15 protein-coding genes and 1 tRNA gene are annotated in these 16,020 nt (G+C 55.6%); 14 read left to right on the plus strand and 2 right to left on the minus strand.

Going from position 1 to position 16,020, the window contains the following annotated elements:
- The first annotated feature begins 14 nt into the window (after positions 1–14).
- The 4 genes from B5D49_RS06435 to B5D49_RS06450 are packed head-to-tail and all read left to right on the plus strand — an operon-like array spanning position 15 to position 3,265.
- On the plus strand, positions 15–1,769 hold the full coding sequence (locus B5D49_RS06435; protein ID WP_078717005.1) for a sensor histidine kinase: 1,755 nt from the start codon (positions 15–17) through the stop codon (positions 1,767–1,769).
- Positions 1,750–2,100, plus strand: a complete 351-nt coding sequence (locus B5D49_RS06440; protein ID WP_078716863.1) for a response regulator — start codon at positions 1,750–1,752, stop codon at positions 2,098–2,100. Before B5D49_RS06435 ends, B5D49_RS06440 begins: the two co-directional genes overlap by 20 nt.
- Positions 2,101–2,132: 32 nt before the next feature.
- The gene (locus B5D49_RS06445) at positions 2,133–2,792 is read left to right on the plus strand and encodes a sensor histidine kinase (RefSeq protein ID WP_078716864.1); all 660 of its coding nucleotides are present in this window, start codon (positions 2,133–2,135) and stop codon (positions 2,790–2,792) included.
- Between the two features lie 44 nt (positions 2,793–2,836).
- Entirely contained in the window at positions 2,837–3,265 is a 429-nt protein-coding gene (locus B5D49_RS06450; RefSeq protein WP_078716865.1) for a response regulator, read from the plus strand.
- A gap of 162 nt (positions 3,266–3,427) precedes the next feature.
- On the opposite strand, the gene B5D49_RS06455 is transcribed toward B5D49_RS06450, so the two are convergent.
- Positions 3,428–3,934, minus strand: a complete 507-nt coding sequence (locus B5D49_RS06455; RefSeq protein WP_159447151.1) for an OmpA family protein — start codon at positions 3,932–3,934, stop codon at positions 3,428–3,430.
- 217 nt (positions 3,935–4,151) lie between these two features.
- Between B5D49_RS06455 and B5D49_RS06460 the strand changes: the two genes are divergently transcribed.
- The 10 genes from B5D49_RS06460 to lon all read left to right on the plus strand — a co-directional run bounded on the left by B5D49_RS06460 (position 4,152) and on the right by lon (position 15,228).
- Positions 4,152–4,664, plus strand: a complete 513-nt coding sequence (locus B5D49_RS06460; protein WP_078716867.1) for a GNAT family N-acetyltransferase — start codon at positions 4,152–4,154, stop codon at positions 4,662–4,664.
- A gap of 40 nt (positions 4,665–4,704) precedes the next feature.
- A complete protein-coding gene (locus tag B5D49_RS06465; RefSeq protein WP_078716868.1) occupies positions 4,705–5,349 on the plus strand; it encodes a hypothetical protein in 645 nt (214 codons plus the stop codon).
- Between the two features lie 424 nt (positions 5,350–5,773).
- Positions 5,774–6,697: a MerR family transcriptional regulator gene (locus tag B5D49_RS06470; RefSeq protein WP_078716869.1), complete on the plus strand. Its 924-nt coding sequence runs from the start codon at positions 5,774–5,776 to the stop codon at positions 6,695–6,697.
- 111 nt (positions 6,698–6,808) lie between these two features.
- Complete coding sequence (locus tag B5D49_RS06475; protein ID WP_078716870.1) at positions 6,809–7,237, plus strand: hypothetical protein; 429 nt, start codon at positions 6,809–6,811, stop codon at positions 7,235–7,237.
- 110 nt (positions 7,238–7,347) lie between these two features.
- Positions 7,348–8,712, plus strand: coding sequence for a bifunctional hydroxymethylpyrimidine kinase/phosphomethylpyrimidine kinase (gene thiD, locus B5D49_RS14735; RefSeq protein ID WP_159447152.1), 1,365 nt, complete (start codon positions 7,348–7,350; stop codon positions 8,710–8,712).
- A gap of 84 nt (positions 8,713–8,796) precedes the next feature.
- Positions 8,797–8,880, plus strand: a tRNA-Leu gene (locus B5D49_RS06485).
- Positions 8,881–8,929: 49 nt separating this feature from the next.
- Positions 8,930–10,549 (plus strand): trigger factor, encoded by a 1,620-nt coding sequence (tig, locus tag B5D49_RS06490; RefSeq protein WP_078716871.1) that lies wholly within the window; start codon positions 8,930–8,932, stop codon positions 10,547–10,549.
- A 137-nt stretch (positions 10,550–10,686) separates the two neighbouring features.
- A complete protein-coding gene (gene clpP / locus B5D49_RS06495) occupies positions 10,687–11,292 on the plus strand; it encodes an ATP-dependent Clp endopeptidase proteolytic subunit ClpP (protein WP_078716872.1) in 606 nt (201 codons plus the stop codon).
- Between the two features lie 122 nt (positions 11,293–11,414).
- Positions 11,415–12,662 carry an ATP-dependent Clp protease ATP-binding subunit ClpX gene (gene clpX, locus B5D49_RS06500; RefSeq protein ID WP_078716873.1) on the plus strand — a complete coding sequence of 416 codons (1,248 nt, stop codon included), beginning with the start codon at positions 11,415–11,417 and terminating at the stop codon, positions 12,660–12,662.
- A gap of 109 nt (positions 12,663–12,771) precedes the next feature.
- Complete coding sequence (lon, locus tag B5D49_RS06505; protein ID WP_078716874.1) at positions 12,772–15,228, plus strand: endopeptidase La; 2,457 nt, start codon at positions 12,772–12,774, stop codon at positions 15,226–15,228.
- 89 nt (positions 15,229–15,317) lie between these two features.
- Here lon and B5D49_RS06510 read toward each other — a convergent pair whose 3' ends face one another.
- Positions 15,318–15,887 (minus strand): hypothetical protein, encoded by a 570-nt coding sequence (locus B5D49_RS06510; RefSeq protein WP_078716875.1) that lies wholly within the window; start codon positions 15,885–15,887, stop codon positions 15,318–15,320.
- Between the last annotated feature and the right edge of the window lie 133 nt (positions 15,888–16,020).

Genomic DNA, 16,020 nt, shown 5'->3' on the forward strand with positions numbered 1-16,020 from the left:
TGGTCGTGAAGGTATTGACAAAGCTGCGCCGGCTCATTCCGGAGTTTTGGGATACGGATCCCGATGCCGGGCCGTATAAAAGCCTGTTCAACTATCGCCGTATCTGGTGGCTCGCCATCGGTGTGCTTGCGGTGGTTGCATTGGTGCCGCTTATTGTCATGACCTTCATCGACTACAACGTGACCCGGACCTCATTGGAGTCCGAGAACCTCTTGCGCGCCGCCAGGACCACGTCCAACACGAGGCGGGCTGTGAGTTACTTTCTGGATGAACGAAAAAACGCCTTGAAATATGTCGCCATCCAGGAAGACGTGACCAGGCTTGCAGATACCCGGCGGTTGGCCGAGGTGCTGGAGGCGCTCAAGCAGGGGTTCGGCGGGTTTGTGGACCTGGGGCTTATTGACGATTCCGGGCGGCAGGTGGCCTACGTGGGACCGTACCAGCTCCAGGGGCGGGATTACAGTGCCCAGGCTTGGTTCCAGAAGGCCAAGGAACGCGGCGCGTTCATCAGCAGCGTGTTCCGTGGATACCGTGACGTGCCTCACCTCATTGTGGCCATCAAGTGTCCAGCCAATTCGAATGGGCAGCAATACGTTCTTCGGGCAACGTTGGATACGGAACAGTTCAACAATATCTTATCCAGCCTGGATTTGTCCGGCGGCGGGGACGCCTTTCTTGTGGACGTGCATGGCATGCTGCAAACCCCTTCGCGATGGAATGGACCGGTGTTGTCGCACACGGCCCTGCGGATTCCGAAGTATTCGGATACCACCCAGGTGATGTTGGCCAGGGATGAAACCAACAGGGAAGTGATCGTCGGGTATGCCTATATTACGGATACGCCGTTCATTCTGCTGCTGGTCAAACCCACGGCCGAGCTGATGAAGCCATGGCAGAGCATCCGCATTGAGTTGCTTTGGTTGTTGGTGGTCAGCGTCGCTGTTATCCTTTTGGTTATTGCCGGGGTGGCCACGTACATGGTGGGGAAGATTTATCTGGCGGACCAGACCCGGGCCAAGACGCTGCATCATATGGAGCATACCAACCGTATGGCCTCCATTGGCCGACTTGCCGCGGGCGTGGCGCATGAAATCAACAACCCTTTGGCAATCATCAATGAAAAGGCTGGTCTGATACGCGACCTCTTTACGTATAAAAAAGAGTATGCCGAGGACGTGCGCCTTGTAGGGATTGTGGATTCCATCATCAGCTCGGTGGAGCGTTGCGGAACCATTACCAAGCGGCTTCTCGGGTTTGCGCGGCATATTGATGTTCGTGTGGAACAAATCCGTTTTGGCAAGTTGGTGGAGGAAGTGCTCGGCTTTTTGCACAAGGAAGCGGAGTATCGGAGCATCACCATTGATTTGCGGATCGACGAACAATTGCCGGAATTCGAGTCTGATCGGGGCAAGCTGCAACAAATTTTGCTCAACCTGGTGAACAATGCGTTTCAGGCCATGAATGACGGGGGGCGTCTGGAAGTGGCCGCGGACCGTTACGGTCGGGATGCCATTCGCTTTATCGTGAAGGATAACGGATGCGGTATTCCTGAGGCGGACCGGAAGCGCATTTTTGAACCGTTCTTTTCGACAAAGAAAAAGCGGGGAGGAACAGGGTTGGGACTGTCCATCACATATGGACTTGTACAGGAACTGGGCGGCGAAATGACCGTGGAAAGCGAAGTGGGGAAGGGGACGACCTTTGCCATTACCTTGCCGCTCCAGGCCAATATCAAAGAGGGAGCGAACCATGAACATTCTTCTGGTTGATGATGAGGCCGAACTGGTCTCGGCCATGGCCGAACGGCTGAGCATGCGGGGAATGCCCACAGAGTGGGCTGAGACCGGAGAGCAGGCGCTGAAGATGGTCAAGGCAGGGAACTACGATGTGGCTGTCCTGGATATGAAGATGCCGCGCATGGGCGGTTTGGAGTTGCGTCGGCGCTTGGCGGAGCTGGTTCCCGACATGAAGTTTATTTTTCTTTCCGGGCATGGATCCGAAGAAGATTTCAAGGTCGGTTCGGCAGAGGCGGAATCATACCTGATTAAGCCGGTACGCATTGAAGATCTTGTGGAGCGTATCCATAAGGCCATGGAATAGAGAGATAATGTTTTCGGCAAGGAGCATGAGGCATGAGCGGTGAAAGGCACGATGATGTGGAACGCGAGGATTTGCAATTTTTCGGCAAGGTCAGCGCTTCCATATCTCATGAGATAAAAAACGTGTTTGCCGTGATACACGCCGGAGCCGGATTGCTGGAGGACTTGAGTCTGTTGGCTGCAAAAGGTCGTCCTCTGGATCCGGAAAAGTTGCAAAGCGTATCTCGCAGTATCCTGAATCAGATTCAGCGTGGCGACGGCATCGTGCGCAACATGAATACCTTCGCCCACAGTGTTGATGAGGACGTGCGGGAAGTGAATCTGGTCACCAGTGTGGAGCTGATGGTGGGAATTTGCCAGCGGCTCGCCGCGGCCCGCAATGTCCGGTTGGAGATGGGAGAAAGTCAGGACTGCTCTATTCGCACGGATCCGTATTTTTTAGAGCATCTCTTGTTCGCCGTCATTGATGTTGCCCTGGAGGGCGCCGAATCAGGCGGTACGATCCTGTTTTCCGTAATGCCCCAGGCCGCTGCCCCGGCCGATGGGGTCCAATTGTCGCTCTCGGGCGTCCGTTTCCCAGCGGACCTGCCCGGGAGTCTGGAACGCCTGACCCGACGCCTCGCCGCCAGCGTGGAGCCGGGAGACGACGCCGGCACCCTGGTGGTGCGTCTGCCGCGCAGTGGAAATCAGTAGCCGGTGATAGAGAGCAACCGTTTGTCCCTTTAAGGAGAATCGCTATGTCGGAAAAGGTTTTGCTCGTTGATGACGAGAAGGATTTTTTGGAGAGCTTGTCTGAGCGCATGTCTGTGCGCGGTATGAACGTGTCCACGGCTGAGAATCCGGCCGAAGCCATGAAAGCGGTGGATGCGGATTCGTATGACGCCATTGTGCTGGATTTGCAGATGCCTGAGATGAACGGCATTGACCTGCTCAAGTTCATCCGTGAGAAGCATCCGGAAATGCAGGTTATCCTGCTTACAGGACATGCCACGCTGGAAAAGGGCGTACAGGCCATGAAGCTGGGAGCCATGGATTTCATGGAAAAGCCCGCGGACATCGACGTTTTGACCGACAAGATCAAAAAGGCCCAAGCCCGCAAGCTCGTTCTGGTCGAGAAGATGACCGAGGATAAGATCAAGGAGATCATGACCACCAAGGGCTGGTAAGAATTTGGCGGACATGCTCGAACGTTTTGCCGGCGTTTCGAGTATGCCCCCACCTTCGGGTGTCCCCCGTGGGTTCGGCGTCTGCCGCGCCGTGCGCTGCGGGATTGGGGTCGCATTATGCGGCCCCTTTTTCTTTGTTTCGGTGTACTGCTGGGCCGTTGATTAATCCGCTGCTGTTTCTTCCAACCGCAGCTCCACTCGACGATTGACCGCTCGATCCTCGGGTGTTGCTTCGGGCGTTATCTTGGGGTCTTCTTCGCCTTTCCCCATGGTCTGGAGGAACCACCAGGGAAATCCTCCCTGTTCTTGCAGATAGTCGGCCACGGCCTGGGCGCGCTGTCGCGAAAGGCGTAAGTTGGCTGCGGCACTGCCTGTTGTGTCTGTGTGTCCGACCACCACAAGGCGGTATTTTTCCTGATCCACATCACGAAGCGCCTCTGTTGCGTCATCCAATAATGGCATTGCTTCCGGAAGGAATGTTGCCTTGCCCGAGGCAAATGGGACGGCCAGCTCCGAGGCGCCCTCGTTGAAGAGTTCGGCCCGAATGCGGTCGGTTTGGCTTCCCAACGAGCGTGCGGCCCGAACAGCGGGCAGGGCGCAAGACCAAAGGGTGAAGGCCAGCAGGCCGATCACGAGGCCTGGAGAAAACATCCGGCGTGGTGTGTGCATTGTTCCGGCTCCTTGGATTGTCGGATTTGGGGACGTTCGGCAGCCCCTGCGAAAAGGGGGACTCATCATCCTGAATAGCCCGTTGTTACCGGTGGAGCAACATGCTTTTGGCTTTTGGGGCGAACAGCTAGACGATCCGGTTCATTTTACTTGGAATTACATCTTGAAGTCCGTATCCTTCGGGGGAATCGTAAGGTGTGATTACGCAGGGAGGAACATGCAGATTCGACCGGAGCGCGGGACGGACCGTGACATCATTCACCATGTTTTGTACCGGGCCTTTAAAGGGCATCCGCAACATCCCCCGGGTTCCGAGCCAATGGAGCCAGTCATCGTTGACACGTTGCGTAGGGCCGACGCGCTGACGCTTTCTCTTGTAGCGGAACAGGATGGCGTGGTTGCCGGTCAGGTAACTTTTTCCCCTGTTTGGCTTGGGGTGGAAGCTCAATCGGGTTGGTTCGCCCTGGGACCGGTGGGGGTGGATCCTCCCTTGCAGAATCGTGGTATTGGGTCGGCTTTGATTCGCGAGGGATTGCGGATCATGCGCCAACGGGACGCATTGGGCGTTGTTTTGGTCGGAGAACCGGCATATTATAAACGGTTTGGTTTTTCCCGGCATGATGGACTCTCGTTGCCCTGCGTCCCGGAGCAGTACGTTTTGGGGCTGGCCTGGGGCAATGCTGCCCCCACTGGTGTAATTCGTCATCATGCCGCATTTCATGTCGATTGATGCAAGATGATGAAGGCTGATCATGCAGGAGGGTAATTCCATGAATCAGGATCGTAGCACGATGGGCTCCGCCTCCCCGTCTCCGGAAGAGAGCGAGGCAAGGGAAGGCAACGGTACCGTGCCGCAGGGCGACAAGTCGCCGCGGGATCTCAGCAAAGTCGCGTTGGTGATTTCTTTGCTGTCATTGGTGTTGGTGGCGATTTTCTTTTTTGGATTGAACCGTAATCTCAGCGGACTGACCAGGGAGATTCAGGACTATCAGAGCATGAAGAATACGGTGTCGTCGCTGGATGCGTATGTTGACGACATTGTGAGCCAGATGGGGCGGGTCAACGCCCGGCTGATGAATTTGAATGAGGAGCAGCGGAGTGTGGCGTTGCGCGTTTTGATGGAGTCCATGGTGGACGATATGCTCCAGGACGTAACCTTTTTGCGTTCCCAGTTGAGGCCGGGAGCGGAGTCGCGACGTCTGGATCGGATTCGGGTGCTGCTTTTGGAGCTTCGTGACGGTCCTGCCACAACGGAGTCTGTTGCTGGGCAAGCGGAAGAGGACCACTCGTCCGACATGGTTGCGGCGCCTTCTGTGGAAGAGCCGCTGAAGGATTCTGCAAAGGACGAAGCCGGCTCCACAGCGGAAGAAGGGACGTCAGAGTCCGAGAACAGCGCATTGCCTTTGAAGCAATAGGAACGCAGACTCGTCAACAAAACGATTGCTCGTTAACGTGCAAACGCCCGGTCATGCCTGCCGGGCGTTTTTTTTAAATAAAATTCGGTTTTACTATTTTTTTGTGGACGGTCCCTGCCTTTGCCCTTGCTTCTCTCGCCGGTGAGTGGGGGGAGCTTGGTGCGTGATAAACCATTCCGCGTATTTTTGGGGCATGCCGGTCCGTGTTCAGTGGGCTGTCGTGTTGAGTACGATGTATGCGGGAGAGGAATGCCCCTGTTGTTCCAGTAGCGTACCGTGAAAGCGGAAAATCATTTTGATCAGTGGTGAACAACAAGGAGCCACGCACTGTCCAGTCTTTTTATGAGAAGCCTTGTTGACCATGAAAAAAAAGTTGTGTAATAGTTGATTAGTTGAACAACAGCGAACAGCAGACAGCCAGACGATGACAAAACAATTCATAAGTTTGCGCGAGGTGGCGCGGCAGCTCAATATCCCGCCCTCCACCGTCGTCTATTATAAGGATCGTTTTTCCGGTTACATCCCCTCCCAGGGAGGGGAAGGGCGGAGAAAACGTTATCCCGTTGAAGTAATCGATATTTTCAGGAGGATCCGCGAGATGTTCAACAACAATTGGTCGACGGAACAAATTGAGCAGGAACTGGCTATGCGGTCCCATGTGGTCACGCCGCCCCGCGACAATGGGGAGCCTGTTTCCGAGGCTCGTCCGGACGCCCCCTCCACGGCCTATGCCATGGGTGGGGTCTTGGATAAAATGACCGATCTCTTGGAAAACCAATCGTTGTTTCGTGGTGAAATCCGCTCTCTGCGTGATGAGCTTGCCGAGCTGAAGCGGGAACGCAGGGAAAGCGAGGAGCAGTACCAATCCAAGTTGGATCAGGTGCAGTCCGAGGTGGCCTCGTTACGCCGTGCCAAAGAAGAGTTGGAGCGTTTGCTTCGCGGGGGAGCCGAGAACGCTCCCTTGTTTCCGTCCGAGGATTACCTTGCCCGGCCTTTGGTCATCCGCACGCGCAATGGGGAATATCTCGGTGTGCTTGGCAAGGTGCAGAAGCATTTTGCCCTGCGGGACTTTGTTTTTATGATTGAACGCAACGCGGCGGCTGGTCGGAAGTTGGACTTGTCCTGGGAGCTTCGCGAGGATCAGTGGGTATTGTTGGTCACATCAAGGGACGGCGAAGAGGGGCGCGAGCAGCACGTCGTGCTGGTTACGCAGAAAACCGTGACCCCCAGCCGCAACACCGTTACCGAAATCGTCCGTTTGAATATCAATGGCAACGATGTTCCAGACTCTCTGTTGTTGACGTTGTTTAAAAAGGTCAAGGACGGATTTGATGCGTGGGCCGGTTGATCTTGTTATATCTTAGAGCGAGACCATAAAAGAACTAGAAAAAGTCTTGATGCAAATACGTATTTCGGGTTATTGGATCACACTATGACATACGAGGCGGAGGGGAGACGCATGCCGCAGGTTGCTGCACGAATCACCCACGATCAGGAAAAGTGGCTTAAGGAGTTCTTTAAAACAAAGAGCGCTGGGGCCGAGTTCATCCTGCCGTGGGCGGTGGATGTTTTTTTTAAATGCATCCGCAATGTCTCCAACGATTTTTCCGTGGCGGAACTGAAGACGGTCCTGGAGGCCCATCGGGACGTCAAGTTGTTGCCGAATCAATCCAAGCAGGCCTATTTGCTGCTTCGCCTTGGGGAAGCCTGCGATGAGCGCAGTGTTCACATTCAGCATGGAGCCAGTAAAAGCAATCTCGAAGTCAAGCTCCGCCGATTGAGCGATCTGCAGGCTACCGCCTTGATGATTTGGGCCACCGCCTACTGGACCAGTAAAAACTGGAACGGCGTGTCCCTGGACGAGTACGTCAAGCTTTCCTGCGGGTGATCCCCCTCCTGATCGACTTTCCCCCGACGACTTTTCCTGCTATGCACCTTGCGGCGCGGCGACATCCGATTGGGTCGCTGCGTTTTCGACATGAAGTATCTGAGGTTGTAATGAAACAGCTCCCACGCATTCTTACTATTGCAGGTTCCGACTCGGGCGGCGGCGCCGGAATCCAAGCCGACCTGAAGACCATCACCGCGCTTCAGTGTTACGGTCTTTCCGTCATTACGGCTCTTACGGCGCAGAACACCCTGGGGGTGGAGGGCATTCACGCCCCCCCAGCGTCCTTTGTGGCGACACAGCTCAAGACCGTGTTGACGGACATCGATGTGGCCGCCGCCAAGACCGGTATGCTTTTTTCTGCCTCCATCATGAAAGCGGTCTCTCCCTTTTTGCGCGAGGCGGCCTTTCCCGTGGTGGTGGATCCGGTATGCGTCAGCCAGAGCGGACACAAGCTTTTGGAGGATGACGCGGTGGAGGCCATGCGGGAATTTGTTTTTCCACATGCTGCGCTGCTTACCCCCAATATTCCCGAAGCGGAACTGTTCACGGGCATGACTATTCGGACCCCCGAGGAGATTGCCGAGGCGGCGCGTCGACTCCTGGAGCAGGGACCGAAGGCTGTTTTGATCAAGGGAGGCCACGGAATGGACTCCGTCGCCTCCACAGACTGGTTTGCGCGTCCGGGGCATAAGCCGTTGCCCTTCATGCAGCGTCGAGTTGATACAAACAACAATCATGGAACGGGCTGCACGCTTTCTGCCGCCATTGCAACGTATGCAGGACAGGGGCTGGAAATGTCCCAGGCCGTTCGTGAGGCGCAACGGTATCTGAACCTTTGCCTTCGGGATGAAATTCATGTGGGCAACGGAAGCGGACCGCCCAACCACCTTGCCCCTGTTTTGAAAGAAGGGCAGCGGTGGCCTGTGCTGCAGGAGTTGTCAACGGCTATGGAACGATTGGCCGGTTTGCCCGGAGTGGAGCGTGTTATCCCCAAACAGGGACTCAACATGGCGTTGTCCATGCCGTTTTCCCGTGGATTTGAGGACGTGGCTACGTTGGACGCTCCTGTGTGTCGTTCCGCGGGGGGGCGCGTGTTTGCCCTGGGCCGTTCTGAATATGGGATCGAAAATGATGAGGCTGCGGTGCTCCTGTCCGTGCGGAAAGTACGCGAAGATGTGCGCTGTTGCCTGAGTTTGCGTCCCGGTGAAGATGTGCTTTCGGCTCTTGCTGCCATGGACGTCGTGCTGGCCCGCTTCGACCGTGCTGATGCCCCGGCGACGCCGCAGCGGGCATGTGACGCGGCCTTGGAGTGGGGAGCCTATCATGCGTTGTCCAATCATAAAGCCGTGGATCGCGTTTCCGGTTTGGCGGACGGCGGAGCTTATGGTCTCGGAGGGCGTGTTTGCCTTTGGGCCGCCGCGCCGGGTATTCTGGTAAAAATGGTCGAAAAGTTGATTGGTTTGTTGAAATAATCCGCTCTGGGGCTTGTCTCCGGGGCAGGAGTGGTTATTGGAGTTGACAGCGCTCAAGCGGAGTGCTCTATAAGCGTCCCTTTGGCGAGAGTGGCGGAAGTGGTAGACGCACTGGATTTAGGATCCAGCGGCATAGCCGTGGGAGTTCGAGTCTCCCCTCTCGCACCAGATATTTCAAGCGACGCCAACGGCATGATTCGAGGAGGAAAGTGGAGTCATGAAATACGAAGTGAACGAATTGTCCCCGGTGAAGCGGGAAATTACTATCGAGGTTCCCGCTGAAGAGGTAAACGCCGCTCTGGGCGCCGCTATTGCCTTGTACAAACGTAACCATGAGGTTCGTGGATTCCGCAAGGGTAAAGCTCCGGCTTCCGTCATTGAGGGGAAGTTCCGCGCTCAGATTTACGGCGAGGCCACCACGGACCTGATCAACTACCATATCAATGAGATCATGGGTGAGTTGGGGGCGCAGCCTGTGTCCCGTATTGACGTGGACGCTGAAGAGTTCGTTCGGGATGAGGACTTTCAGTACAAGATTTCTTTTGAAACCGCTCCCGATATCGATATCCCGGACTATGCCGCCTTTGAGGTGGAAAAGGAGACCGTGGAAATCGACGAGGCCGAGTTGACTGAGGTGGAGAAGCGCATCCTGGACAACGCCGCGGAAGTTAAGGTGTTGGAGGAAGTGCGCCCCGGTAAGGAAGGCGAGGTCGTTACTGTCAGCTTCGGTGCGTATGACGCCGAGGGAAAGGTTGTGGACGGCATCAAGGCCGAAAGTTTTGACCTTTCTCTGGGGCAGGGACAGGCTCTTGAAGAGTTTGAAGACCTGATCAAGACTCTGAAGCCCGGAGAAATGGGCCAGAAAGAGATCACCTTCCCCGAGGATTTCATCAATACGAATATTGCCGGACGTACGTTGACCATGAAGGCCACGGTGCATGCGGTCAAGGAACGTGTCATTCCTGAAATGAGTGATGACGTGGCCAAAAAAGCCGGGTTCGAAAACCTCGAAACCATGCGTACCGCCATCCGTGAGTCGTATAAGGGCCAGCGTGAGCAGTTCGTCAAGAGCAAGGCGCAGAAGGAATTGTTGGATAAAATGCTGGCGGGCTTGGACTTTGAGCTGCCTCCCAGCATGGTTGCTGACCGTATTGATCGTTTGGTGGCGGACCTGGAGCAGCGTTTGGATCGTCAGGGCAAGAGCCTGAGCTCCACTGGAAAGTCTTTGGACGAGCTTCGCGAGGAGTACCGCGCCCAGGCCGAGGAAAGCGTGCGTGCGGAAATTTTCCTGCTTGCCGTGGCCCGCAAGGAATCCTTGGAAGTGACACCGCAGGAAATCGATATTGCCATCAGCCAGATGGCCATGCAGACGCAGCAGCCTTTCCATAACCTGAAGCAGTACTATGAAGAGCAGGGACTGATTGTTCCCCTGCGGGATCGCCTCCTGGCGGATAAGGCGACGGATTTTATTTTCGACAACGCCAAGGTGACTGAAAAGGCGCCTGAAGCGGAAGAAAAAAAGCCCGCAAAAAAGCCTGCCGCCAAAAAGGCTGCGAAAAAGAGCGACGAGGAAGCTGAAGGCGAGAAAAAGCCTGCGAAAAAGGCTCCGGCCAAAAAAGCCGCTGCTAAAAAGCCTGCTGCCAAAAAGACGACCAAAAAGGCGGATGACGACGGAGAAGGCGAGAAGAAGCCCGCGAAAAAGGCTCCGGCCAAAAAAACGACGGCCAAGAAGGCCACGAAGAAGGCTGACGAGGGCGATGAGGCTGCGAAAAAGCCTGCCAAGAAGCCCGCTGCCAAGAAGACGGCCAAGAAGCCTGCCGCCGACGAGAAAGAATAACGAGGCGCTTGCTTCGCAGGGGAAAATGCCCCATCATGTCGACGTGAGCGTTGCACCCGCCGTTCGCCCCCGGGTGGACGGCGGGTAATGTTTCAACGTCCGGATGCCGATACGTTACTATACCGCAAGGAGAGGCTATGCCCAGCGTACCCATCGTCATTGAGACCACCGGCCGCACAGAGCGTGCCTACGATATTTATTCGCGACTGCTCAAAGACCGCATCGTGTTGCTCGGCAGCGCCGTGGACGATCATGTGGCCAGCCTGATATGTGCGCAGTTGCTCTTCTTGGAGTCGGAAGACCCGGAAAAAGAGATTTATATGTATATCAACTCCCCGGGCGGCTCCGTCACCGCGGGGTTGGCCATTTACGACACCATGCAATACATTTCCGCGCCTGTGGCGACCCTTTGCATGGGGCAGGCCGCAAGCATGGGTGCCCTGTTGCTTTGTGCGGGCGAGGCGGGAATGCGTTATGCCCTGCCTCACAGCCGGATCTTGATCCACCAGCCTCTGGGCGGTGCTCAGGGGCAGGCCACGGATATTGATATCCAGGCCCGTGAAATTCTTCGTTTGCGTGAAGACCTGAATCAGATTCTCAGCAAGCATAGCGGCCAGGATCTTTCCAAGATTGCTCTAGACACGGAGCGTGATTATTTTATGGGTGCTGAGGAGGCCAAAGAGTATGGCATCATCGACAGCATCATGGCGTCTCGGGGAACTACGCTGAAAGAAAGCGAATAAGCTTTTTTGAAGATGCGCTTGATTCGGCGCGACGCCTGAAGCCCCTCGCGCCCTCCGACCCGTTTTTGACGGGCGAAGTAAAACGTGGGGGGCGCCATCCCGACACAACACATGGAGCATTCATGAGTAAAAACACAGGTACGGACGAGTTGCGCTGTTCCTTTTGCAGCAAGTCGCAAAACGAGGTCCAAAGGCTGATTGCCGGACCAAGCGTCTATATCTGCGACGAGTGCGTGGGACTGTGCAATGAAATCATAGCCCAGGAAATCATGCACGGCGGCATGGAAGAGGGGCGGCTACTCTCTCCAATGGAGATTCGCGATTCGCTTGATCAGTATGTTATCGGTCAGGAGCAGGCCAAGAAGATCCTGTCCGTGGCCGTGCATAACCACTACAAGCGGGTGTTCTACGCTTCCACGGCTGGCAAGGATGATGTGGAACTGGACAAATCCAACATTTTGCTCATCGGTCCCACGGGGTCGGGCAAAACGCTCTTGGCCCAGACCCTGGCCCGGGTGCTGAAGGTGCCGTTTGCCATTGCCGACGCCACAACGCTCACCGAAGCTGGATATGTGGGCGAGGATGTGGAAAATATCCTGGTTCAGCTGCTTCAGAATGCGGATTACGATATTGAAGCTGCTTCTCGCGGCATTATCTATGTTGATGAAATTGATAAGATTTCCCGCAAAGGTGACAGCCCGTCCATTACCCGAGACGTTTCTGGTGAGGGGGTGCAGCAGGCACTCTTGAAGATTATCGAGGGTACCGAGGCCAATATTCCTCCCAAGGGTGGCCGGAAGCATCCGCAGCAGGAATTCATTCGGCTCGATACTTCCAATATTCTGTTCATTCTTGGCGGGGCGTTTATTGGTCTGGAGAGTATCGTCCAGCAGCGGCTGCAAGGTTCGGCCATGGGCTTCGGCGCCAAGGTGGATGTGAAGGTGAGCGCCACGGACAGCGAACTGTTCTCAAAAACCGAACCCAACGATCTCGTCAAGTTCGGCCTGATTCCAGAATTTGTCGGCCGAGTTCCGGTGATCACTTCGTTGGAGGAATTGACCGAAGACGACCTGGTTCGCATCCTGGTGGAGCCGCGGAACGCCCTCACCAAGCAGTACCAAAAGCTGTTCAGCCTGGACAACGTGAATTTACGGTTTACGGATAACGCGCTCAAGGCCATTGCCGTCCGCGCCGTGGATCGGAAAACCGGGGCGCGTGGCCTGCGGAACGTCCTGGAAAGCGTGATGATGGATATCATGTACTCGCTTCCGTCCAAGGAGGGCGTCAAGGAGTGCGTGATCAACCGGGGCGTTGTTGAGGAAGGCAAGGAACCCCTGCTTTTGTATCAACAGGAAGTGAAAAGCGCGTAAAGGCTGTTGCCCGTTCGCCGGTGATTGACATCCTGCGTTCCGGCATTACCTGTAGGGCTGACGCGTTGGGATTTTCCGACGCGAAGGTTCATGATTTACGGAGGAACGCATGCCGAAATTCGGTTTCGACTCGAAGGATTCCCCCATCGACTTCGTTACCCTGCCCATGATGAGCCTGCGCGAAGTGGTGATGTTTCCCCGGTCCATCGTCCCCTTGTTTGTGGGGCGCGAGGCGTCGGTGAAGGCCATTGAAAGTGCGCTGGCCAATTTTGACAAAAAAATATTTCTGGTGACCCAGCGGGCACCGGAAAAAGAAAAACCCGAGCCGGGCGATCTCTACGAGGTCGGCACGGTGAGTAAGATTCTTCAGATGCTGCGGCTTCCCGACGGTACCATTAAGGTGCTTTTCGAGGGGCTGTACCGCGGACGATGGGATCCCACAACCAATGTGGTGTCCCCGGAAGACGAATATTCCATGGCCCGGGTGGAACGGATCCCCGAGCAGACCGCTGAGGGATCCGAGGCCGACGCCTTGGTGCGGGCCGTGCATGAGGGGCTGGATAGCTTTGGCGAGGCCAATTCCAAGGTCGCTCCGGAAGCGGTTTCCGCCATGTCCGGCATAAATGAGCCAGGTCAGTTGGCCGACTCCATCATGCCGCATCTGCGTGTGGATTTCCGCCAGAAGCAGGAAGTGTTGGAAACGCTTCCTCCGCATGAACGCCTGGAACGCACTTATGAAATGCTGCTGGGCGAGGTGGAGATTGCCACCATTGAAAAGCGGGTCAAGGGTCGCGTCAAAGACCAGATGGAAAAAAATCAGCGGGATTATTATCTGAACGAGCAGATCAAGGCCATCAACAAAGAGATGGGCCGAGAGGATGATCCCGTTGCCGAAGCTGCAGAGCTGGAAGAGCGGCTCGGCAAGAAAAAAATGAGCGATGAGAACCGCGAGCGGGTCATGCGCGAAGTGAAAAAACTTCGTACCATGCAGCCCAGTTCTGCGGAATATACGGTCTTGCGCAACTATGTCGATTGGGTTCTGGATTTGCCCTGGGGCGAACTCAAGCAAACCAACGTGGCCATAGATAAGGCGCGAACCATCCTGGACGAGGATCATTTCGGCCTGGAGAAACCCAAGGAGCGCATCCTTGAGTATCTGGCCGTGCAAAATCTTGTGGAGACCATCAAGGGACCGATCCTCTGCCTGGTCGGGCCTCCCGGTGTCGGTAAAACCTCCATTGCCCGGTCCATTGCCCGCGCTACGGAGCGCGAGTTCGTCCGGCTTTCTCTTGGCGGTGTTCGTGATGAGGCTGAAATCCGCGGCCACCGACGCACGTATGTGGGGGCGCTTCCCGGCAAGATCATTCAGTCTCTGCGCCGCTGCTCTTTCAACAATCCTGTGCTCTGTCTGGACGAAGTGGATAAGATGAGCACGGACTTTCGTGGGGATCCCTCTTCGGCATTGCTGGAGGTGCTGGACCCTGAGCAGAACGCCACGTTCAACGATCATTATCTGGATCTGGATTATGATCTTTCCAAGGTGTTCTTCATCACCACGGCCAATACGCTGGAATCCATTCCGCTGCCGTTGCAGGATCGCATGGAAATTATCCGTTTGCCCGGATATCTGGAAACCGAGAAACGCGAAATCGGCCGGCGTTTTCTGTTGCCCAAGCAGCTGGAACAACACGGGTTGGCCATGGAAAACCTGGACCTTCCCGATGATGCGTTGGTGGAAGTCATCCGAACCTACACCAGAGAGGCCGGTGTGCGAAATCTTGAGCGGGAGATCGCTTCGATTTGTCGCAAAACGGCCATGCGCATCGTTGAAGCGGACGACAAGCAGATGCAGGTCGCTTTGAATGCATCCGGTCTGGAGGATTTCTTGGGAATTCCTCGGTTCCGTCATGGAGAGCGTGAAAAGGCTCCCGGCGTGGGCGTTTCAACCGGACTCGCATGGACCCAGATGGGGGGCGAGCTGCTGATGGTGGAGACGGCACTTATGCCCGGCAAGGGCAAGGTGGTCATTACCGGCAAGCTGGGGGACGTCATGCAGGAATCGGCCAAGGCCGCTATTTCCTATATTCGTTCCCGTTCGGATTTATTTGGCTTGAAACGTGATTTCCACCAGGATGTGGATATTCACGTTCACGTTCCCGAGGGGGCGACTCCCAAGGATGGCCCGTCCGCCGGTATTACTCTGGCCACGTCCGTTGTCTCGGCGCTGTTGAACATCCCTGTGCGTCACGATTTGGCCATGACAGGGGAAATCACCCTCCGTGGAAGCGTGTTGCCTATCGGCGGCCTTCGCGAAAAATTGCTGGCTGCACATAGGGGACGGATCAAGACCGTGTTGATCCCCAAGGATAACGAGAAGGATCTTCGTGACGTGCCTCAGGAGATCAAGGACGATCTGACCATTCTGCCCATGGAGAATATGGACGAGGTGCTTGAGCAGGCTCTGGTCTGTGAGAGTGCGGATGCGATTTTCTGTGGGCGGGGCAAGTCAGCGGAACCCATCGCCAATTTGCTGCTCAAGGAGCCGCAGTTGGAGCGTCCGCACTGACGCTGTCATTGTATTTGAAATGCCAAAGGCGATCCGGTTGTTCCGGGTCGCCTTTTTTTTGCTGGTGGAAGAGGGGTAATATGTTTTTTTCAGATGCGCCGATCAATATGCAGATTGGATTGCGGGAAAAGATTGTCGCTTGATTGGCGTACAGGGTGCTGAAGCGTCGGTGTGGCTGCGGATGGCATTCCAGGCGATTGCTTGGGGACATCCTGTGCGGCTGCAAGATACGCGGCCGTGGCATTGGAGAGCGGCGTGGCAAGGGTTCCCGGTCCGTCGGGAATGGGCATATGCGGCAATGTGAGCCGGCGGATCTTCTCATTATCCAAAAAAGCGCTGTTGCCGAGCAAAGGGTTTTGTTGCTCTTCCTGGTCATCCTCCTGGCCTGGGAGTTTTTTGGTGTAGGCAGCCAGGTTTGTCTTGGGCTTTTCACCGGTCAGTTCGGCAATTCTGTTTTCGATTTCGCGAATGCGTGACCGTTGTTGACCGTTGGGGTTGTCCACTGCCTCGGTCAACAGGTCCATGAGCATTTCCCGAAGCTGCTCCAGTTCCTGCTCTTCTTCCTTGCTCAGTTGGCGACGCATGCCGGGAAATGAGGAGCTTTCAACGTTTTTGCTTTTGGTTATGGCCGGTAGGCCTGGGGCGGAGATTGTGTCCATACCGTTCCTCCGGAAAAAAGTTCCTTCGATAACGGAAAGCAATAATTATGCCTGTGGAAAGCAGAATGGTATGAAAAAAGGCGACGGAACAGGTTGTTCCGTCGCCAGTGGAAGCGGAGCAGGGATTCGTTTC

Origin of the sequence: Paucidesulfovibrio gracilis DSM 16080 (assembly GCF_900167125.1) — a bacterium.
In the GTDB taxonomy this organism is placed as follows: domain Bacteria; phylum Desulfobacterota; class Desulfovibrionia; order Desulfovibrionales; family Desulfovibrionaceae; genus Paucidesulfovibrio; species Paucidesulfovibrio gracilis.

Excerpts from the sequence above, each read along its gene's own strand:
- B5D49_RS06440 (WP_078716863.1), top strand. The coding sequence starts at position 1,750 with ATGAACATTCTTCTGGTTGATGATGAGGCCGAACTGGTCTCGGCCATG.
- B5D49_RS06445 (WP_078716864.1), top strand. The coding sequence starts at position 2,133 with ATGAGCGGTGAAAGGCACGATGATGTGGAACGCGAGGATTTGCAATTT.
- B5D49_RS06450 (WP_078716865.1), top strand. The coding sequence starts at position 2,837 with ATGTCGGAAAAGGTTTTGCTCGTTGATGACGAGAAGGATTTTTTGGAG.
- B5D49_RS06455 (WP_159447151.1), bottom strand. The coding sequence starts at position 3,934 with ATGCACACACCACGCCGGATGTTTTCTCCAGGCCTCGTGATCGGCCTG.
- B5D49_RS06460 (WP_078716867.1), top strand. The coding sequence starts at position 4,152 with ATGCAGATTCGACCGGAGCGCGGGACGGACCGTGACATCATTCACCAT.
- B5D49_RS06465 (WP_078716868.1), top strand. The coding sequence starts at position 4,705 with ATGAATCAGGATCGTAGCACGATGGGCTCCGCCTCCCCGTCTCCGGAA.
- B5D49_RS06470 (WP_078716869.1), top strand. The coding sequence starts at position 5,774 with ATGACAAAACAATTCATAAGTTTGCGCGAGGTGGCGCGGCAGCTCAAT.
- B5D49_RS06475 (WP_078716870.1), top strand. The coding sequence starts at position 6,809 with ATGCCGCAGGTTGCTGCACGAATCACCCACGATCAGGAAAAGTGGCTT.
- thiD (WP_159447152.1), top strand. The coding sequence starts at position 7,348 with ATGAAACAGCTCCCACGCATTCTTACTATTGCAGGTTCCGACTCGGGC.
- tig (WP_078716871.1), top strand. The coding sequence starts at position 8,930 with ATGAAATACGAAGTGAACGAATTGTCCCCGGTGAAGCGGGAAATTACT.
- clpP (WP_078716872.1), top strand. The coding sequence starts at position 10,687 with ATGCCCAGCGTACCCATCGTCATTGAGACCACCGGCCGCACAGAGCGT.
- clpX (WP_078716873.1), top strand. The coding sequence starts at position 11,415 with ATGAGTAAAAACACAGGTACGGACGAGTTGCGCTGTTCCTTTTGCAGC.
- lon (WP_078716874.1), top strand. The coding sequence starts at position 12,772 with ATGCCGAAATTCGGTTTCGACTCGAAGGATTCCCCCATCGACTTCGTT.
- B5D49_RS06510 (WP_078716875.1), bottom strand. The coding sequence starts at position 15,887 with ATGGACACAATCTCCGCCCCAGGCCTACCGGCCATAACCAAAAGCAAA.